This is a genomic window from Acidilutibacter cellobiosedens, assembly GCF_004103715.1.
In the GTDB taxonomy this organism is placed as follows: Bacteria; Bacillota; Clostridia; order Tissierellales; family Acidilutibacteraceae; genus Acidilutibacter; species Acidilutibacter cellobiosedens.
The window spans coordinates 2,393,210-2,414,360 of sequence record NZ_CP035282.1; the positions used below are offsets into that span (position 1 = coordinate 2,393,210).

At 33.7% G+C, this 21,151-nt stretch carries 19 protein-coding genes and 1 tRNA gene; 6 read left to right on the plus strand and 14 right to left on the minus strand.

Going from position 1 to position 21,151, the window contains the following annotated elements; genetic code table 11:
* Positions 1-61 precede the first annotated feature (61 nt).
* Complete coding sequence (locus tag EQM13_RS11535; RefSeq protein ID WP_114218096.1) at positions 62-1,234, minus strand: pyridoxal phosphate-dependent aminotransferase; 1,173 nt, start codon at positions 1,232-1,234, stop codon at positions 62-64.
* A 120-nt stretch (positions 1,235-1,354) separates the two neighbouring features.
* Positions 1,355-2,209, minus strand: coding sequence for a 3-methyl-2-oxobutanoate hydroxymethyltransferase (gene panB / locus EQM13_RS11540; protein ID WP_114218097.1), 855 nt, complete (start codon positions 2,207-2,209; stop codon positions 1,355-1,357).
* Between the two features lie 551 nt (positions 2,210-2,760).
* Between panB and EQM13_RS11545 the strand changes: the two genes are divergently transcribed.
* The 3 genes from EQM13_RS11545 to EQM13_RS11555 all read left to right on the plus strand — a co-directional run bounded on the left by EQM13_RS11545 (position 2,761) and on the right by EQM13_RS11555 (position 5,991).
* Positions 2,761-3,525 carry an alpha/beta hydrolase gene (locus tag EQM13_RS11545; protein ID WP_071138982.1) on the plus strand — a complete coding sequence of 255 codons (765 nt, stop codon included), beginning with the start codon at positions 2,761-2,763 and terminating at the stop codon, positions 3,523-3,525.
* A gap of 175 nt (positions 3,526-3,700) precedes the next feature.
* Entirely contained in the window at positions 3,701-5,068 is a 1,368-nt protein-coding gene (locus tag EQM13_RS11550) for an alanine/glycine:cation symporter family protein (protein WP_161567234.1), read from the plus strand.
* A 140-nt stretch (positions 5,069-5,208) separates the two neighbouring features.
* Entirely contained in the window at positions 5,209-5,991 is a 783-nt protein-coding gene (locus EQM13_RS11555) for an alpha/beta hydrolase family protein (protein WP_114218099.1), read from the plus strand.
* Positions 5,992-6,052: 61 nt separating this feature from the next.
* Here EQM13_RS11555 and EQM13_RS11560 read toward each other — a convergent pair whose 3' ends face one another.
* From EQM13_RS11560 to EQM13_RS11580, 5 genes are all read right to left on the minus strand, one after another.
* The gene (locus EQM13_RS11560; RefSeq protein ID WP_114218100.1) at positions 6,053-6,583 is read right to left on the minus strand and encodes a cysteine hydrolase family protein; all 531 of its coding nucleotides are present in this window, start codon (positions 6,581-6,583) and stop codon (positions 6,053-6,055) included.
* A 197-nt stretch (positions 6,584-6,780) separates the two neighbouring features.
* Positions 6,781-8,388, minus strand: a complete 1,608-nt coding sequence (locus EQM13_RS11565) for an ATP-binding cassette domain-containing protein (RefSeq protein ID WP_161567235.1) — start codon at positions 8,386-8,388, stop codon at positions 6,781-6,783.
* Positions 8,378-9,994: an ATP-binding cassette domain-containing protein gene (locus EQM13_RS11570; RefSeq protein WP_114218102.1), complete on the minus strand. Its 1,617-nt coding sequence runs from the start codon at positions 9,992-9,994 to the stop codon at positions 8,378-8,380. The genes EQM13_RS11565 and EQM13_RS11570 overlap by 11 nt, the downstream gene beginning before the upstream one ends.
* A 325-nt stretch (positions 9,995-10,319) precedes the next feature.
* On the minus strand, positions 10,320-10,616 hold the full coding sequence (locus EQM13_RS11575) for a hypothetical protein (RefSeq protein ID WP_128752734.1): 297 nt from the start codon (positions 10,614-10,616) through the stop codon (positions 10,320-10,322).
* Positions 10,617-10,667: 51 nt separating this feature from the next.
* Positions 10,668-11,423 (minus strand): N-acetylmuramoyl-L-alanine amidase, encoded by a 756-nt coding sequence (locus tag EQM13_RS11580; protein WP_114218103.1) that lies wholly within the window; start codon positions 11,421-11,423, stop codon positions 10,668-10,670.
* Between the two features lie 393 nt (positions 11,424-11,816).
* Between EQM13_RS11580 and EQM13_RS11585 the strand changes: the two genes are divergently transcribed.
* The gene (locus tag EQM13_RS11585; protein ID WP_128751741.1) at positions 11,817-13,106 is read left to right on the plus strand and encodes an IS110 family RNA-guided transposase; all 1,290 of its coding nucleotides are present in this window, start codon (positions 11,817-11,819) and stop codon (positions 13,104-13,106) included.
* A gap of 410 nt (positions 13,107-13,516) precedes the next feature.
* Here the strand turns inward: EQM13_RS11585 and EQM13_RS11590 are convergent, their stop codons facing one another.
* Positions 13,517-13,744, minus strand: coding sequence for a BhlA/UviB family holin-like peptide (locus EQM13_RS11590; RefSeq protein WP_114218104.1), 228 nt, complete (start codon positions 13,742-13,744; stop codon positions 13,517-13,519).
* A gap of 96 nt (positions 13,745-13,840) precedes the next feature.
* Here EQM13_RS11590 and EQM13_RS11595 point away from each other — a divergent pair, with 96 nt between their 5' ends.
* The gene (locus EQM13_RS11595) at positions 13,841-14,023 is read left to right on the plus strand and encodes a type II toxin-antitoxin system HicA family toxin (protein WP_071139177.1); all 183 of its coding nucleotides are present in this window, start codon (positions 13,841-13,843) and stop codon (positions 14,021-14,023) included.
* Between the two features lie 44 nt (positions 14,024-14,067).
* Positions 14,068-14,472, plus strand: a complete 405-nt coding sequence (locus tag EQM13_RS11600) for a type II toxin-antitoxin system HicB family antitoxin (RefSeq protein WP_114218105.1) — start codon at positions 14,068-14,070, stop codon at positions 14,470-14,472.
* Positions 14,473-14,607: 135 nt separating this feature from the next.
* On the opposite strand, the gene EQM13_RS18095 is transcribed toward EQM13_RS11600, so the two are convergent.
* The 6 genes from EQM13_RS18095 to selA all read right to left on the minus strand — a co-directional run bounded on the left by EQM13_RS18095 (position 14,608) and on the right by selA (position 21,146).
* A tRNA-Sec gene (locus tag EQM13_RS18095) sits at positions 14,608-14,704 on the minus strand.
* A 51-nt stretch (positions 14,705-14,755) separates the two neighbouring features.
* Positions 14,756-15,613, minus strand: a complete 858-nt coding sequence (locus EQM13_RS11605; protein WP_071138970.1) for a GerMN domain-containing protein — start codon at positions 15,611-15,613, stop codon at positions 14,756-14,758.
* A 32-nt stretch (positions 15,614-15,645) separates the two neighbouring features.
* Positions 15,646-16,992, minus strand: a complete 1,347-nt coding sequence (locus EQM13_RS11610; RefSeq protein WP_206172689.1) for a sensor histidine kinase — start codon at positions 16,990-16,992, stop codon at positions 15,646-15,648.
* Between the two features lie 58 nt (positions 16,993-17,050).
* Entirely contained in the window at positions 17,051-17,746 is a 696-nt protein-coding gene (locus tag EQM13_RS11615; protein WP_114218106.1) for a response regulator transcription factor, read from the minus strand.
* Positions 17,747-17,807: 61 nt separating this feature from the next.
* On the minus strand, positions 17,808-19,718 hold the full coding sequence (selB, locus tag EQM13_RS11620) for a selenocysteine-specific translation elongation factor (protein WP_128752736.1): 1,911 nt from the start codon (positions 19,716-19,718) through the stop codon (positions 17,808-17,810).
* 6 nt (positions 19,719-19,724) lie between these two features.
* On the minus strand, positions 19,725-21,146 hold the full coding sequence (selA, locus tag EQM13_RS11625; RefSeq protein WP_128752738.1) for an L-seryl-tRNA(Sec) selenium transferase: 1,422 nt from the start codon (positions 21,144-21,146) through the stop codon (positions 19,725-19,727).
* Between the last annotated feature and the right edge of the window lie 5 nt (positions 21,147-21,151).

The following is a 21,151-nucleotide window of genomic DNA, read 5'->3' on the forward strand; positions in this document are numbered from 1 at the left end:
GGAAGTTTTATATCTTTTAAATTTAAGTTACTGAATTTTCACCGTTTTGTCGAGTCATTAATTATATAGACTTCATTGCCTTATCTATACGCTCTAAGGCTATCTGTATGTTTTCAATTGAATTGGCGTAGGACAATCTCAGGTAACCTTCCCCCACTTCCCCGAAGCCGGTTCCTGCCAACACAGAAACCCCTGCTTCATATAATAAATAATTCTCCAGCTCTTTGCTGCTCTTTCCGGTTCCCGTGATATTAGGAAATACATAAAATGCTCCCTTAGGTTTCAGGCATTTAAATCCTTTTATGGAATTTAAGCCGTCTACTATCAGATCTCTTCTTCTCCTGAATTCTTCAATCATTTTATCTATTTCATCCTGGGGCCCCAAAAGCGCTTCAACTCCCGCCACTTGAGTAAAGGTTGCGACGCAAGCATTGCTGTTAACCATTAGCTTGCTCATCTTTTCTGCTAACTCTTCATTCATTATGCCATATCCTAACCTCCAGCCGGTCATGGCATAAGCTTTAGAAAACCCATCAACTACTATTGTCCAATCCTTCAACTCAGGTATGGAGGCTATGGATTTTACTTCGCCCGAATATACTATCCTGTCATATATTTCATCCGATAATACATATATTCCTTTCCCTTTTATTGCATTGGCAATTTCATCAATGTCATCAGGAGTCAAGACTCCTCCTGTAGGATTTGCAGGAGAATTAATCACAATAAGTTTTGTTTTATTTGTTATCTTTGATTTAAGCTCCTCTATATCCAATCTGAATCCTTTTTCTTCTTTTATCTGTATAGGAACGGGAACAGCTCCCAAAAAATAAATCAGGTTGCCGTACGTGGGATATCCGGGATCAGGATAAATAACTTCATCTCCGGGATTTACAAGGGCTAAAAATGTATAAAATATAGCGGGCTTTGCACCGGGTGTAACAACTATTTCTTTAGGGTTTGTATCTATATTTTTATGTTTTTTTACATATTTTGTAATTGCTTCTCTCAAAGGAAGATATCCTTGCGTCGTTGCATAATGGGTATATCCTAAATTCAAAGCTTCCTTCCCTTTTTCTACGATGTTTTTCGGTGTATCAAAATCAGGCTCCCCTATTTCAAAATGAATAATATTTTTCCCTTGCGCCTCCAATTCCTTCGTTTTAGCAAGAATTTCAAAGGCCGCTTCCCCTTTTAATCTTCCTGCTCTATCTGCAAATATGTTAGCTGTCATTCTCATTCACCATCCTCAATTATATTTTCCAATTTGTGCATTGTCTTTGCCTATACTAATCTGTCATTTTACCTATATAGGTAAAATGGCAGATTAATCTTATATAAAACTTTGTTTCTTTTATTGTTCAAATTCTTTGAATAAAGCCTCGAACTGCTCCTTGCTGTCCTTAATATGATATACATGCTTGTCCTCCGGGAATTTCACATTTTTTACATCACTTATATATTCCTTAAAGGCTTCTGTTATAATCTCCGCAACGTTTGCATATTTCTTTACAAACTTTGGTGTAAACGCTTGGAACATCCCCAACATGTCTCCACAAATAAGCAATTGTCCGTCGCATGGAGCTCCGGCTCCTATGGAATACACTGGTATGCTGAGTTTTTTACTTATATACTCTGTAACTTCAGGCGGAACCGCTTCTAACAATAATGCCCTTGCTCCGGCTTCTTCAATTGCCAAAGCATCTTTAATAAGCTCTCTGGCACTGTCAATTGTTCTGCCCTGTGCTTTAAATCCTCCCAATTGTCCGGAACTTTGAGGTGTAAGACCTATATGACCGAACACGACAATCCCAGCATCGGAAATCGCTTTAATTCTACTAATAACTCTTCTTCCGCCCTCTAATTTAATTGCATCTACATTCGCTTCCTTTAAAAATCCACATGCATTATTAACTGCGTCCTCATCTGATATCTGATAAGATCCAAAAGGCATATCTCCTATAACAAATGTATTTGGTGCACCTCTTCTAACTGCTTGACAGTGAGAAATACAATCATCCATTGTAACCGGAATAGTTCCTTGATATCCTAATACAACCATACCTAAAGAATCCCCCACAAGTATCATATCAATCCCCGCTTGCTCAGCGAAAGATGCCATCGGAAAATCATAGGCAGTTACCCACGATACTTTCTCACCGTTTTTCTTCATCTGATAAAAATCTAATATTGTTTTTTTCTTACTCATATTAATTCTCCTCCTAAAATATATTATTATAACCATACGCTAAATTTAACTGAAACCCAGATTTTTCTGATATTTTATCAGTCAGTTCTACAAGAGTATTCCCCATCTTCAGCCAAGTCCTTTTTCATTCTTGAAACAAAAGATGATAGACTCGATACAATATAACCCAATTCCTCTTTGTTCTCTGCATAACCCTCCCCGCTGATTAAATAATTTTTCAGCTGTTGCTTTTCATTTTGTTTCTCCCATTTAAATAATATATAGTGTGTTCTTCTATATAGTACGCCGTATTATTATATAGTACCAAAATTATATCATGAATATAATTATTAATCAATAGGACAAATTTAAAAAATATACGAAATTTTTACAAAATTTATTTTTTTAAAACTATTGATTTTAAGAAATAAGCATGCTAATATTATATTAATATATACGTTCTATATTACAGTATGCCGTACTATGTTGTAGTATGTTTGTGCGAATTTAACGTATCCATGTATAATAATGCGATACAGCATAATTATAATCTTATATAAAGGAGAGTTGATATGGAAAAGCCGGTAGTTATCACTCATAACAATCAAAATATGATAGGAATGTTACACGAAACATCCGATAAAAAAACATCTCCTTGGATTATCATGATTCAAGGTATCGGAGACGCTAAAGCAGAAAAACATAGAATGTTTATAAAAATTGGCAGACGATTAGCAAACAAAGGAATAAATTCCTTGAGAATTGACCTCCTGGGATATGGAGACAGTGAAGGTGATTTTGAAGATATAACTGTTTCCGAAGAAATAAACCAGGTAATCACATGTATAGATTGGCTGAAACATAATAAAAACGCTAAAGATATAGGATTGCTGGGATACAGTTTAGGAGGTTGCGTGGCTGCTTGTACGGCCGCAAGAATAAAAGAAATCAAAACATTGGTATTATGGTCACCGGTTTCTAACCTATACTGGAACTTGTTAAATTATATAGGAGAAGAAGAATTTCTTAAAGGACTGGATGGGAAAACGATTTGTATACCCGACGGTGATGCGTTAAAGGGAAATTTCTTTAAAGAATTAGCCCAAATTGACCCTGTTGAAGAAATAAAAACTTATCAAAACCCTATTCTATTGATTCAGGGCACTTCCGATACAGCTATTTCTCCAATAAACGCATATAGATACAGGGAATCTTTTACTAACTTAAATAGCACGGTTCATTTTATAGAAGGAGCTGGCCACACATATGACAAACTTGAACATGAAAAACAGCTCCTTGATTCAACTGAAGAATGGTTTGCAAAAACTTTGCTGTAGCGGACATGATTCGTCGGTACAGTAATGTCTATATCAAAAATTATCCTTTCATGAGCAAACGTTTTTAATAATTATTGAAAACAAAGTTTAAAATTTACATCTTTGCCTCGGCTATAGATTTAAAAAAATATTATACTGACCTATAAATTATAAAAAATTTAGGGAGATGATGATTGTGGCATTTGAAAATTTTATTTATGCATTGGGCAACGAATTATGGAGTAAATGGGTTTTAATAGCATTATTAGGCACCGGTATAATTGTATTATTTGCTACGAGCGGCATCCAAAAATATTTAGGTTTAGCATTAAAAAAGACTTTTAAATCCTATTTTAAAGGTACAAAAGCCGAGAAAGACCAAAAAGAAGTAGCAGGAAACATATCTCTGGTAAAAGCATTATTTACGGCTTTATCGTCAAGCATTGGAGTAGGTAACGTTGTCGGAGTCGGTACAGCTATTGCCATGGGTGGTCCCGGTGCCGTACTGTGGATGTGGATTTCAGGATTATTGGGAATGGGATTAAAGTATGCGGAAGTAGTGCTTTCTCTTGTTTACAGACAACAAGATGAAAATGGAATATATCGAGGTGGTCCGATGTATGTATATAAAAACGGACTACACGCTAAGTGGGCAGGTTATATATTTGCTATTATTATATCGGTGGTATCATTAATAAGTTTAAATATGGTTCAAATAGGTTCCGCAGCAAGTTCTTTAAAAACAGCCTTCAATATTCCTCCTATAGTAACAGGAATAATTGCAACAATAATTGTGGCTCTGGTTATTTTAGGCGGATTGGATCGTTTAAGCAAAGCTGCTTATGCGTCGGTTTCCGTAATGACCACATTTTTCGTTGCAGGTGGATTGATTGTACTAATATTAAATATTACAAAGATACCTGGTGCAATTGCTCTTATATTTAAATCCGGATTAACCGGACAAGCTGCTGTCGGAGGCTTTGCAGGATCGACAATTATGGCGGCAACCAGATACGGAGTAGCAAGAGGTTTACTTGCAAACGAAGCGGGCTGCGGAAGTGCGCCTATGGCTCACTCTACAGCAAAGGCAAAACATCCCTGCGAGCAAGGACTATACGGAATATCCGAAGTATTTATCGTTTCCTATATAGTATGTACTTTTACAGCACTTGTTATATTAGTAACAGGTGTTTGGAAAACCGGCGAAGACGGGGTAACTTTAGTTGTCCATGCATTTTCTAAAAATTTGGGGTTTGTGGGTGAAGCTATAGTAGCCATAACCATTGCATCATTTGCTGTTAAAACAATTTTCGGAGGAAGCTGGTACGGGCAGACAGGTATGGCATATGTGGCAGGTACAAAAGGCATTCTGCCATACAAAATTGTAAGCTTAATATTGTGCTTTATAGGCTCACTGTTAGGGTCTGATTTCTTATTTGCACTAACCGATACTGCAAACGGTTTCGCCGTTTTAGTAAATTTGGTTTCCGTGCTCTTGTTAATAAAGGTAGTACGTGCACAAACCAAGGAATATTTTAGTCGCGAAGATGCAAAAATAGTATAGATATTAAATAACAGATAATTGAATAGAACAGTGAGGTGGAAAATTTCCACCTCCTGCCTATCGTCTTATTTCATATGACAACTATCCTGACACATAGGGTAAATATAATTTATATTAATCATCTATGAAGGAGGCATATTATGCAAGAAAGTACTTGGATTGAAAGCAGAGGATATAAAATATTAAGCATTTTAGAATATGATAAAGATGAAAATAAAGGAAAAAATTTGGTAGTTTTAATTCACGGATTTGTCGGCACAAAAATAGAACCTCATAGGATGTACAAAAAACTTTCGGAAAGATTATCAAAAATAGGATACTCCGTCGTAAGATTCGATTTTGTAGGTTCAGGGGATAGTGAAGGCGATTTCAAAAATATGACCATAAGCGGAGAAATAGAAGACGGAATAAACGTTATAGAATATTATAAAAAAGAATTCAATACAGAAAAACTATATATCTTAGGATTCAGCATGGGCGGCTGTGTAGCTTCAATATTGGCATCTAAAGTTAATAGTGACGGGCTTGTATTATGGTCCCCGGTGTCTAATCCCTTTTGGAACTTCTATAATCTACTTAGCCACGACGAATTTCTCAAAGGAATTAAGGGTAATGATATAGACTATTTAGGAGATGTGGTAGGCAAAGACTTCTTCAACGAATTATTGTATATTAATCCTTTGGAATATGCCAAAAACTATAAGAATCCGGTTTTGATAATTCAAGGAAGCGGAGATTGCGACGTATTGCCGATAAATTCATACTGCTATAATATGGTATTTCCCAACAGTTCAGTGCATATAATTGAAAATGCGGACCACTGCTATTCTTCTTCAGCCTTCGAAAAGGAATTGTTAAATTATTCTGTGGACTATTTTCTCAAAAATAAAGATAAACAAAAATGTATAGAAGCATATAATTAAAGTTATCAAAGTTACGGAGCCGGTCAGAAAACCGGCTCCGTTAACTACATATATTTCAAAATCAATCTATAATTTGAATCTGACACATCTTCATTGCATTTAAAGCATTTTGATGGCTTTCCGGAGTCACTCCCGCACAACATTTTGCATCTACCGATATTTTTACTTCCGGCAGAAATGTCTTTATTGTTAATGCATTGGAAATCACACAAATATCGGTACAAAGTCCTATTAATTCTATTTCTTCTATTGACTCATTTCCATCCATTTTTACCAACTGCTGAGCCAGTTCTTTTGAACCAAATGTATTTTTGTTGTATATGGTACTTTTCGTATCTTCCATTAATTGTTTAATATCTTTTTGCAGCTCCCATCCGTATGTGCCTTCTATACAATGCTCTACGGACAAATATTTACCTTCCTGAGTGGATAAATAATCTTTTTTATGAGTATCTCTGGTGTATATAATATTGCCCTCGAAATCCTTTATCTTTTGAATTACATCCGGAAGAATACCCATTGCCTCTTTCGTTCCCAATGCTCCATCTATAAAATCATTTTGCATATCAACTACAATCAATACCTTATTCATCTAATTTCCTCCCTATTTCTATACATTCCTTGATCTTGATCCTCATAGAGCTTTATTGCTTTTTTCCTCACAGTTTATATAATCATTCTTGAATTTTTTTACAGATATGACATTATGCTTATTCATATACATAGTACCATAAAAACCAGTATTGTTCCAATATTTAGAATTTATTTTTTAAAGCTATAAAAAGCACCTTATTTCGAAATTATACCGTTGAGGATCTCAATTTTTTTATTATAAGAATTGAAATGGGAAGACCGAATGTGACTGATAACTATAAACCCCGAATCCTTCAGCTTCAATAAAGCACCGTCGATCCCTTCAACAATGTCAGAATCCAAATCCGCAAAGGGTTCATCGAGAACAATCAAATCGGGATCTTTTACAATTGCTCTTGCAACCCCTATTCTTCTTTTCTCCCCTCCGGAAATATTTGTTCCGTTTTCCGTAATAACAGTATTCAATCCGGCAGGCAATTCGGAAATAAACTTGTTAAGGCCCGACAATTCAATTGCCTTATTGAGCTTCTCCTGTTCACACTTAGAAAACATTGTAATATTATTTAAAACCGTATCCTCAAACAGGAAGATATCCTGAGGGACATATTGAATCCTGCCGTAATAATCATCTGTTTGAATACCCGAAATGGAATCTCCGTTAATCAATATTTCCCCTGAATCGGGAGAAATATATCCGATTAAGAGCTTGACTATTGTTGATTTTCCCGACCCGGAAAGCCCATAGATAAAATAGCTCAAGGAGGTATTGAAAGTATAGGTAAAATTTTTGATTATCTCCTTGCCTCCGGCATCATATTGAACATTTTTAAATTCAATGCTTTTTACCCTGTCCCTAAGTTTTTTCTTTTCAGTAACATCATTTTTTACTCCGAATTTTGCGATTATTCTCTTTAGAATCGAATACCCTCCCTTTAATCTCGGAATTGAAACTGTTACCATTACCGTAGGGGATATGATTTTGTCGGAGGAGTTCGAAATTATGATAATCGTTCCTATTGTAATCAAACCGATCTTATACATATAAAGTGACATGACAAGGAGTACTGAAAAGCTCAAAATGTATATGAGCTGATGTATAGCTGATATGTATGTTAGGAATTTGTCTATTTCATAGCCCTTATCCTGAACGTTTTTATTGACGGTTTCGAAGTCGGATTTAACCCTTGAAAATAAGTTGTTATTTTTGATGATCGTATAACCTGAAAGTATTTCTTTGACGTAAGAGGTATATTGGCCAAATATCTCGCTTTTTTCACCATATTTCTCTTGAAGGAATGATGCTGTTTTTATTATATAAACGGAAATTCCGACGGATATAAACAAAATCGCAATCAAAAATCTATAATCAATCTTCATAAGAATTACAATCCCCAATACAAAATTTGAAATATGATAAATCATATCAAGAAGATTTCCGCAAAAATCTGATTCTACGGCAGCCATATCGTTTGTAAAATTGGATAAAAACTTTCCTATACCGGCTTCTTTTAAGCTGAAGGAATCGGATTCTAAGATCATATTCAGATAACCGGACTTTAAGAATTTCATTGTATTTTTCTTCACATTCAGCTTGAAGTAATCAGCAGCCATGGAAATTATCAGCAACATAATCTCCAACAGGAGAAAATTTCTAACCGTCTTGAGTACCCTTGAGCTTCTGCTAATCAAAAAATCAACGGAATCCCCCATGAAAAGTAATGCTTTGTATTTAACTATATTGAGGATTAAAATAAAAATAATATAAATGACAAGGAATAAAATTATCCTTTTCTTATTTTTCATCTCTATTCCTCCAATATGAAGCCGAATCCATAAGCCGTATTTTCCCATCAACAATTTGAATTACATAATCATATTTAATGTGAATATCCTTTATAAGTTTATGGGTTGCATTTATTACGGTAAAATCTCCCGACAGAATAATATCCTCTATTCTTCTTGAGTTCTCCTCATCAAGGCCTTTTGTCATTTCATCAAGGAGAATCAATTTCGGTTCTTTTATCAATTCTCTTGCCAGTGAGACCTTCTCTTTTTCTCCTCCTGATAAGGTTAAATACGGATTATTGTCCGAAGTGATTTTTTCTATACCCATCAATCGGATGATTTTCTGATACAGCTCCTCACTTTCGGCTTTATAGAGCTTAATATTATTTTCAACGGTATCGTTGAATAAAAATACATCTTGGGTGAGAAAGGATACGTTTTCAAAATATTTTTTGAGGCTTATTTTCCTTATATCACAGCCGTCATACTTGATTTCACCTGAAAAAGATTTATTCATACCGGATATGCACTTTAAAAATGTGGATTTCCCCGAACCGCTTTTCCCCAGAAGAAGGTATTTCTTTCCCCTTTCAATTTCAAAATCGGAGGACTGTAATATTTTTCTGCTGTCGTAAGCAAATGAAAAATCCTTGATTTCAATTTCCTTCTCAAATCTGAAATCCCTTCCGATATCATAATCATCTGCTGTTTTTTCTGAAATATATCCGTCTAAAATGTCATATGCAGCCTTCATTCTGTTGTATGAAAAACCTATTTCGGAAATTGACGAAAACATTGAAATTGAAAAGGGTAAAACTATAGACAAAAGTTTTGAACTGATTTCTAAGTCAAAATACATTATCCCAATATAGAATATAATAATCGGAGTGACAATACTGAAAAACTCTTTGCCAATCCTTAGGATAGAATAGAGAAATTGTTGATTAAACTTGACTTTCTCATTAAGTTCCACATTCCAATTAATCCTGTCAGCATAAGCTTTCTCAACAAGATTCATCTTCAATTCCTGAAGTCCGCCTAAAAAATCGGAGAAGATTTTCATAAGCTTTGAGTTTGTCTTATTTACTCCTAACTGTAATTCTTTTGTATATTTTCTTAAGAAGAAGGTAAAGACTAAAAAAAGCATACTCGCTGAGAACAAACCCAATGCGATTTTTCTGTTATTTATAAAAATTATTCCGAATGAAAAGATGTAAACAAGAATTGCTGAAATGTTTTCAAGCAGCACGGGAAAAAAATTGCTTTCAAATTGAGAAATGTCGTTAGTAAGCCTTGACAGGTATTCGGAAGTTAGATGTTCGAAATATTCTTTATAACTCTTATGTAAAACGCTTTCAAAAATTTTCTTTCGAATTTCACTTAACGCATCACGAATGAAACCGATCCTGAAAATCCTTGAAATAAGATAAAGTATCGGATTCAAAATACTTATTGTGATTAAAATAAAAAGAACCGCCTTCAAGCTCAATTGTGAAGCAGGCGAAACAGCATAAAGTACGACGGTAAAGATCAACTGCAAAAGAATCGTAGTTACTGCGGAAAAAACAATTCCGATAAAAAATTTGATAATTCCTTTCTTGTCGCCGAATAGAATATCTCTCATATATCCATGTTCTCCCCCTTTGATTTAAACTCAAATCTGACAAGCTTAATTTTCTATCAGCATCTTCGAATACCTGTCCTCGAACTCTTCAATCAAATTATATACTAAGTTAACATCATATTCCAAGTAATATTAAATAAATTTTTTATGTTAAACCGCCTTTAATAAATTAAGAAGGCCTTTTTTGAAACCCACGTTGTGGGAAATACATTTAAGAAAATTATGATTTTCCTATGAGTTATAAAAAAAGGCCAGGAATTAATCCTGACCAATTTTTCTCGTCTTTCGGCTATATAACTTATTTCTTATATTAAAATTTTATATTCTACTTCACTCTTGTCTTTTCTGATTTCGGATCTGTTATAATCTCATAGGTTCCCATAGACGATACAGAAATAATGACAGCATTTATTATTGTCAGAACAACTCCTTGAATCCCCTGTCCCGTTCTTGCAAATACAAAGGCAAGTACAAGGGCAATCAAGAAAGTATAAAGTCTTACAAAAGCATCTCCAAATTTATTTTTGATTATTGATTTTGAGAACTGAACTATTAAAGTTACCGCCGCTACTAGACCGGCAAAGGTCCCCAAAGTCTCTAAAGTCATAAAATCATTATACATATTTATTTCCCTCCTGCAATCTAAAACATAGGCTCTTAATCAGCACTCATTTTATGATACTACTATAGCATCATAGCCTTTACTTCTTAACTCTGCTGCTAAATTATCCGCATTTTCTCTTATGTTAAATGCCCCCACCTGTACTTTATATAATCCTCCCACATAAACTACTATAGCATCGTATCCTTTTTCCTGAAGCTCAGCGGCAAGATTATCTGCATTTGATTTTATTGCAAAAGCCCCTACCTGCACTTTATAAAGAGTCGTTCCTCTGTAGGGTATCCCCAAATTTTTCAGTATACCCTTTGCTATGGCTAATGCCAATTCATCCTGTCTGTTTTTTAATATATTGGCATCCTGGGCGTTTGTTATAAACGCTGTTTCTATCAGAGTCGCCGGCATATTTGTCAGCCTTAGAACCGCAAAATTGGCTGTTTTCATCCCTCTGTCCACAGTATATACCCCTTCTGAAATTATACTGTCGTGTACATCTTTCGATAATTTTCCCCCTGAAGTACTTCCAGGATAGCTGTAAGTTTCCATTCCCTTAGCCGAAGAATCCGTAAAAGCATTGCAGTGAACAGAGACAAATACATTTGCTCCAAAGTTGTTTGCCAGCGAAGCTCTATCCTCTAATTCCACGAATATATCTGTAGTCCTTGAATAACCTACATTTATATCATGATTCTTTAATATATCCCCTATTTTTAACGTCACCGGCAGTGTTATATTTTTTTCTTGTATTCCGTTTCCTCCGGCTCCAGGATCTCTGCCTCCATGACCTGCATCCAAAAATACTTTTGCCATAATAAATCCCCCTTGTACAATATAGTTATAATCAAATTACAGTTTTCCACTGTAATAATTATCAATTTCTTAAATAATAATATAGTCTTCTTTTCTAATCATTAAATACATTTCTTTGGCTTCTCACCCTAGCCATAAAGCCAGTTTAATTTGGCCTGAACCATGAACAATATTGTATAATTAATTTATGGATTTGGAGGTTGATGCAATTCCTCCTAGGACGCCTTTATGCGACTACCTGTAAAAAAGAGTATCTATCCATTCTCATAAGATTACATTATTTGGCTGGTTGAGGCCAGTTAACACTGGTTCCTCGTGTCACATGCAAGGTTGTGTACTTATTTGAGAAGGAATGGATTTCTAAATCCAAATACTTTATTTAGGAGGTTTCTTATGGATTATCCACCTGTAGCTGGAATTGATGTTGGTAAAAATTTTAGTGAGATGTGTATTTTGTCCCCTAATAATGAGATTTATCATCGTATTAAGATCTATCATGATTCAATTGACAGTATTAAAGAGGCTATAGGTCTATTGCAAAAAGCAGAAAAGGATTTTGCAATTAGGCCTGTCGTAGTCTTAGAATCCACTGGGCACTATCACAAAATCCTCTTCCACTATCTTTCTGATTCTGGATTTGAGGTCTCTATCATAAACCCCATCCAATCTGATTCTATCAAAAATATTGGAATAAGGAAAGTAAAAAATGATAAATTTGATGCCCATAAGATTGCATTGCTTTATAGGTTTTCTTTTATTAAGACTACTGTTGTTCCTGATGATGTTATTGACTGCCTTAAAAGCCTTTGTCGCCAATATTACAAGTTAGGTGATGAACTTACTACTTACAAGAATAGGCTTATTGGCATTATTGATCAAGTAATGCTAAACTTTACAGATGTCTTCCAAAATGTATATTCAAACACTGCCTTAGCAGTACTTGATAGGTATCCTTCACCTAAGCAAATTCTAAAGGCTAACAAACAAACATTAATATCACTTATTGAAAAAACTTCTAAAAAAGGTTTAGCGTGGTCCACTGAAAAATATGAACTTTTGGTTTTAAAAGCTAAGGAATTTAAAGATTTAAGCATCAATAACCCTGGAAATCTAGCCATTCTCAAAGTTAATATTTCCATGGTAAGAACCTTACAAGATGCCCAAAAAGACATACTTGACGCAATTAATGAAATTATTTTAGCAGATTCTTTAGAAGATAATCCTGTATTGGCACCTATTATTAATCTGCTATGCAGTATTCCTGGTATCGGGATACTAACTGCTGCCACGATACTTGCTGAGGTTGGTGATTTTTCTGCATTTTCTAGCCCCAATAAACTTGTAGCTTTCTTTGGAATTGACCCCTCTGTTAATCAATCGGGTGAATTCACCGGAACCCGTAACAAAATGTCTAAAAGGGGCTCTAGATTGCTTCGTAGGGTCATCTTTACAACTGCTTTAGCCAATATTCGAAGTAAGAGAAATGGTGACAAAACTAATCCAGTGCTCTATGAGTTCTACCAAAAAAAGTGTACAAACAAGCCCAAAAAGGTTGCATTAGGTGCTGTAATGAGAAAATTAGTAAATATTATATTCGCCGTCATGAGAGACAAAAAGCCTTTTGAGCTAAGAACCCCAGAAGAGCATGAGGAACTACTTCTTACTAGGTCTTCAGTAGCCTAATGATCTGTATTTAATGTTTAGTTTTCAAAGAACAATTTTAAATAACAGCTTCGTTTTTTAAACCAATAATCATTGGTTTATTAGGTGTGCATTTTTTTATTATTAATTTTTCAAAAAATATTTAATATTATTTTGCTAAAATCTATTGACTTTAATTAGCTGGTCTTTTTTATTTCAGGATTATTTTACCCTGTAATATATAAATAGATATTAAAATCAAATTTTACTATTCTTAATTTAAAATTTTTTTATAAAATATAAGAAAATTTAATTTATCTTAATAAAAATTTAGCCTTAAATAAATTTCAAAAAGGCTTCCTTAACGTATTCTGCTTTAATGGAAGCCCTTTCGATTTATAGTCAATATAGATTAATTTAATCAAAGATTATAAAATTCCTTTAGTTTTCCTTTATTTATTTTTTAATTCATCCTTTATACAGGTAACATCATTTTGAATGTCTTCCACTATTCCGAATTTCTGAGATAACTCCTTTATAATATCCTGATTTTCCTTTATGGTCTCCTGATACTTGCTCTCCCTCTTTTTACTGTCATACAGTACATATAAAAAGAGAAACACAAATAATGCAGACCAAATACCGTTACCTGCTGCTAATTTGAAAAGCTGCTGTTCCAATCTGCCACCTCCAAAATTAATTTAAATAATTTATAAATTCTTCTTTACATACGTGTTAATACGTGCTATAATATTTATAGAGAGTGAGGGAAGATAATGAAAACAAGTGAATTGTTAAAACTACTTAAAAGTAATGGAATTCGTCTTTATCGTCATGGGAAGAAGCATGATATTTATTATAGTCCCATAACTGATAAGACCTTCCCGGTGCCAAGGCATAACACCGAAGTTGCCGGCGGCACTCTCAAAAGCATTTTAAAAGATGCAGGGTTGAAATAATCCTGCATCTAAATGAAAATAATACACTTAAGGAGGTGTATCATATGTCTAAATATTTATTTCCGGCAATATTTACCCCTGAATCAAATGGAAGTTATTCTGTAAACTTCCCTGATATTGAAGGTTGCTATACTCAAGGAAATAATTTAAAAGAAGCTTATGAAATGGCAGAAGATGTATTGTGCCTTTGTCTATATGATATGGAAGAAACTAATAAACCAATTCCCTCACCTTCCAATCCAAAGGATATTGTAAAAGATGATAACTCCTTTGTAGCAATAATCGGAGTTGATACTCTTGAATACCGTATGTTTTACGATAATAAAGCAGTTAAAAAAACTCTTACAATTCCGCAATGGTTAAATACCATGGCTGAACGTGAAGGCGTAAACTTCTCCTATGTTTTACAATCAGCTTTAAAAAAACAACTCGGTATAACAGATAGATAAGAGGTCCAACAAAGACCTCTTTTTTCTATCTTAGCTGCCACCTCCAAAATTGCATTAAAAAAGAACCTACCTGAGTAAGTTTTCTTTGAAAAATTTCAGATAATATAAAAAGCAGCCAAAGCCGCATATAATTAATGGCGGGAGCATGTGGGAATCGAACCCACCCAGGACGCTATTAACGCCCTATACTGATTTTGAAGACCAGAAGGCACACCAGCACCTATCTACCCCCATGTGAACAAATACCATTATAAGATATAAAACGACATATTACAAGTTGTTTTTAAAAATTCGTTTCAGTTATTTTAAAGTTTCCCTTCTCGTTTACAATTTTAAAATTCACTACCTTTTTTTCTTCAACCTTCTCTTTTGTACTGATGGATACTCCTGTAAGTACTTCAATATTGTTGGAATAACCAGACATCGTATATCCTATTAAATTATACTGATCTATATAATCTATATTACTTTTTAAATAGGCTACCTTCGTATTATAATTAATATTATCATTACCCTCTATTTTCATGATACTCAAAAGCCCATTCAAATTTTCCTGAGTTATATAATCATAATATTGTTTCACTATATCTATAGGACTCGCGTAATCTTTATTAACAATTAATGAGCTGAATGATAACGGTTCTCTTATTAGGTAATATTTTGTCAAAACATTCCTCATTTTCCCATCGATAAGGATTTGAACCTTTTTTATAGAGGAAATACTCGTCAATGAGTTGACTATAGAATATATTACAAATGCTTCTTCCTTCTCGGAATAATCTTTTAATATTTCCTTTGAAAAATTTACATATGCCGTATCGTCAATAACTTCCGCCGATAGCAGTTTTACTTCCCGTGGAATAATATTTCTTAATTTATTTTTGTCAGTTCCTTTTAATAACTCTTGAATCACCACATTTGCCAGTTCCTCATTGCTTCTCGATACCAACCTTATTTCCGGAAGCAAAAATTTCATCTTATTATTAGGATAATAAAGCACTATTTCGGTCTTATCTCCCGGAAGAGGGCTGATGGGAGGATAATTATTACTTCCTTCATATATTACATCATAATTCTGACAAGAAGAAAGTATTGAAATTAAAAGGAGCATAGTAATTATGATAGAAATTACTCGTTTCATGCATATTCCTCCAATTAAATGAATCATAAAAGTTACTGCAAAGGTAATTTTATATAAAAAGTACTTCCCTTTCCGTACTGACTGTCAACCTCAATTATTCCTTTATGAAGAGACACTATCTGCCAAGAAATAGACAAACCTAATCCGGTCCCTCCTGTTTCTCTGGACCTGGCTTTATCCACTCTGTAAAACCTTTCAAATATATGAGGGATACAATCTTCAGGTATCCCAATACCGTTATCTTTAATAGCAATTACTGCATATTGTTCTAAAGTATATAATTTTATTTCAATTAATCCGTTTTGTTGAGTATACTTAATAGCATTATCTATAACATTAATTACAGCTTGTTGAATTTTATCTTGATCTATTGATATCTGAACCTTTTCTTCCAATATCAATGTTAGTTTTATGGATTTTTTTTCAGCCAAAGGTTTCATACTTAAAACTATTTTCTCCAATAAAAAATTGATATAAGTGGTTCTATAATTTAAAATAATATTTTCCTTTCCCAAAGTTGTTAAAGAAAGCAGATCGCTGATTATATTATTCAGCCTATCAACTTCACTGTCTATATCCTGTAAAAACTCCCTGTAAATTTCTATATTTTCTTCATTTTCACTCAGCAGAGATTCTGATAATATCTTTATGGAAGAAAGAGGAGTCCTGAGCTCATGAGAAACATTAGCTACAAAATCTTTCCGCTCCGTATCTGCCTGATCCAATTTAAGTATCATCATATTAAAAGCATCTGCTACATCCCTAAACTCATCATTTGTTTCAATATTTATCTTCTCTTTTAAATTTCCCTGGGAAGCCTTATTTATTACTCTTTTAAATTCATCTAAAGGTTGAAATATCAAACCCATTAATAGAAAGCTGATGCAGATGTTTACCAGCATACTTACAATAGATATTATAATGATCTTGTTTTGTATATGTTGAACCTCTTCATAAATACTGTTGATAGAAGCAGATATAAGAGTAGCCCCGATTACATTTTTGTCAACAGTAACAGGAACAGCTACATACATAACTCGTCCCATAATCTTAAAATTATGAATGTTGGAAGTTGCCATCCCTTTTAAAGCACTATTTATCTCGTCATGCTTAAAAACTTCCCCTACAAATGTATCTCCTGAGTCCGCCTGCACTATATTATTTGTATCAACAATGATAATTCTCGACTTAATTTCATTACTATATTCCTTTACCATTGATTTAATATAAGCTAAATCCATATTACGGGTTAAAAGATAATTTTTAACTCTGATGGAGATGATGTTTGCTTTCGCAAAAGTATCAACTTTTTTCTTTTCTAAGGAATTTTCCAAAATAGAATTGATTGTAACAGCATTAATAATGAATAAAGATACCATAAGTAACAACAAATAGGTGGAAATTAATTTCCACCTTACACTATAAAACCATTTTCTCCTATTGAACTTTACTCCTAAAATAATAACCAACTCCCCACTTAGTGAGAATATATTCTGCTTGGCTGGAATCCTTTTCTATTTTTTCTCTTAACCTCCTAATATGAACATCTACAGTCCTTAAATCCCCAAAATATTCGTATCCCCAAATAGTCTCCAAAAGTTCTTCCCTTGTAAATACCTTCCCGGGATTCGTCACCAAAAGGAGAAGCAGATCAAATTCCTTTGCAGTAAGATTTACTTCCCGTCCTTTAACCGTAAGTTTTCTTCCTAATGTATTAATAGTAAAATCGTCAATTTGAACTACCTGATCTACAATTTTCGTATTTTTCATATTAATTCTTCTGAGCACTGCCTTAATCCTTGCTTTCAATTCCAATATATTAAATGGCTTTGTAAGATAATCATCAGCCCCATATTCCAATCCCAATATTTTATCGATATCGTCTCCCTTGGCGGTAAGCATAATAATCGGGATCTGAGAGTCCTGCCTTATCCTCTGACAAACTTCAAGGCCATCAATTCCGGGAAGCATAAGATCAAGTATTATCAAATCATAATCTCTTTTAAAGGTTTTATCCAAAGCTTCATGGCCGTCAAAAGCGGTATCAACTGTATAACCATCCTGTTCAAGGCTGTATTTCAATCCCTTTACAAATATCTTTTCATCATCAACTATTAATATCTTGGTGTCCATAAAATTTCACCTCGTATTTTAACAAATCTGAGTATCCATAAACCATCAAACAACTTTTACGTTATTTTAAATATATTCTTTCATTGTCAATTCTTTTTGTAATTTTCATTTCATCAAAATTTTCTAGTAAGTTAAGGGCTGCTTTTCTGTTTGTATTCAATAAATCTCTATAATTTCCTACGGATATCTTATCATTATTTTTGAAATATTCCTCTAAAATATTTAGTGCTTTTAAATAAATTTCTTTATGAATAAAAAAGTCATCTTTAATCTTTAAAATAATTCCCTCATCCAGCAATGCAGCAAATACCTTTTCAGTTTCCTTTTTATCATATTTCATTATTCTTAATATTTCCTCCTTATTAGGAGGATTTAATTCTGAATCCATATAAACTTTTTCTATTTCCTCTTTGATTTTTTTCTGAACATCACTATATTTAATTTCAAATTCTTTTAAGGATATACTTTCCTTTACCTGTTTAATATACCCTTTTTCAATCATATAATTTATAAATAAATCCCCTACCTTTTGTTTCGTATCCTTCAAATATTTGCTCCTCAATTCCTCCTTTGAAATCCCGGCTTTTAAAGGATTATCTTTATGATAAATATTTAATTCGTTAATAATGTTGTTTTTCAAACGCTCAAAATAATCCTTATGAATAACGGCTGTATCTTTTGTCAGAGGAAATAAGATTATTTTATCTGCTTTGCTCAATTTCTTTACTTCTTCTTCAACTTTTTCTTCAGGTATGACGGAATACATGGATATATCTTTGATTGTAGGATACAATCTGCTTTTTTCAAATATAATCTTTTCGATTATGTGAGAAATATCTCCCTTTTCCTTTAATTCCAACTCTTTTATAATCTTTTCATCAAATCTTTTTTTCTTCTCCGGATTAACCTCTATTATCTCCCCCCCTCCTATAGTAAACATCGGAGAATAGAACCTTAGTATAAACTTATCACCTTTTTTAGCTACTATTTCTTCTTCCAATCTCAACTGGACATATGCACTTTCTCCCGGATATAAGGATTCCTTATCCAATAATATTATTCGACATAATACCTCTTTGGATTCAATATAAAGTCGGAGCCTTGTTCTGTTTTCTATGCTTCTCGAAATATCTTTTAACAATCTGATTTTACCGTCTATCATCATTGTTTTTTTCATGGAACCCTTATATCCTAATACGTCTCCTCTCTGAATTTCATTTTTTTTGACTCCTGCAAGATTTGCAGCTACTCTTTGTCCTGCATAAGCTATTGAAACATCCTCATCATGGACCTGCAATGATCTTATCCTGCAAACTTTATTTCCTGGGAAAATCTGAACTTCATCCCCGACTTTAAAAGTTCCCGAAAGAAGAGTCCCTGTAACTATGGTTCCGATTCCTGGCAGGACAAACACTCTATCCACAGGTAGTCTTGGAGTTCCCGTGAAATCCCTTTCCTCCACTTCATCAGCAGCTTTGTCGATAGCACTTATTACTTTATCTATTCCTTCCCCCGTCATTGAAGACGCAGGTATTATATCGCAGTTTTCCAGAAAAGTTCCTTTTGTTTCATTTCTTATATCTTCTACTACTAATTTTCTCCATTCATCATCTACCAAATCAATTTTGGTTAATACAACAAATCCTTTCTTCGTCCCCAGTAAATCAAGTATAGCCATATGCTCCTTAGTCTGAGGCATTATTCCTTCATCTGCTCCTATTACCAAAATGACAACATCCATTCCCATGGCTCCAGCAAGCATATTCTTTATGAATTTTTCATGACCGGGGACATCGATTATTCCTGCCCGTTTTCCACTCGGCAAATCAAAATAAGTAAAGCCCAAATCAATTGAAATTCCTCTTCGTTTTTCTTCTTCTAATCTATCTGTATCTCTCCCGGTTATTGCTCTTATTAAAGTGGTCTTGCCATGATCTATATGTCCTGCGGTACCAACGATAATGTGTTTCAACTTACTCTACACTCCTTCATCAACTGTTAAGCCATATAAAAGTCCTTCTATTAATATATCATAATCATCAGGCATTATGGTTCTTAAATCTAAATATATATTATCTTTATATATTCTGGCAATTATAGGCACTTTGAAATTTCTCAACCTCTTTTCGTATTCCTCCGGCCTGATATTTTTTAACGATAACATTATACACTTGGTCGGAAATTTTCCTATAGGAAAAGAACCTCCTCCAACCTCAGAATAATCATCAACCAAATCTATATCCGCAAATTTTTTATCAATGCACTCTTTAATTCTATTATACAACTTTATTCCCCTATTTTCCAATTCTTTCGATTTTAATGTCAACATGCTTAAAGTAGGAATCATCTCTACCGCTTTTTCTTCATCTAAATAAAGCCTCAATGTCTCTTCCAAAGCACATAAAGTTAATTTGTCAATTCTAAATGCCCTCGTAAGGGGATTCTTTTTCATCTTATCTATATACGTCTTCCTGCCTACAATTATACCTGCCTGAGGTCCTCCAAGAAGTTTATCGCCGCTAAATGTAATTATATCCCCTCCGTTTTTAACGGAGTCCTGTACCGTAGGCTCATATTCCATTCCATATTTAGAAAAATCAATAAGGGTTCCGCTTCCTAAATCTTCAATAACAGGTATACCATATTTATCCTTCAGCCCACATAGTTCCGTTACGGATACGGAAGAAGTAAATCCCAATATTTTGTAATTGCTCGTATGAACCTTTAATAAAGCTCCTGTTCTCTCATTAATTGCATTTTCATAATCCCATAAATGAGTTTTGTTTGTCGTTCCGACTTCTAATAAATGAGCCCCGCTTTCCTCCATAACTTCCGGTATCCTGAAAGAATCTCCTATTTCAATTAATTCTCCTCTCGAAATAATTACTTCTTTCTCCTTTGCAACAGTATTTAAAACAAGCAATACCGCCGCCGCATTATTGTTTACAACAATTGCACTTTCACAACCGGCTATGCTCTTAAGAAGTTCTTCCACATGACTATATCTCGAGCCTCTTTCCCCTGTTTTTAAATTGAATTCCAAATTTGAATAATTGGTTGAAATTTCTTCAAGCCCTTTCAGGACATAAGAGCTTAACATAGAACGCCCTAAATTGGTGTGAAGCACTACACCTGTTCCATTTATAACCTTTCTTAAATTAAATTTATTTTTATCTTCAATTCTCTTTCCGATAACCGTAGGAAGTTCTTCAATTTTCTTGACTAAATCCTTTTCTTCAATTCTTCCGTCCTTGATTTTTTTCCTCAGTAAATCTGTTTCATCTCTAATTGAATTTACTATAATTTTTCTGGGAACATAATCTATATATTTTTCTATAATGCTATCTTCCAACAATTCATCAACTTTAGGAATCAATTTAAATAGGTTTTTATTTTCCATAAAAA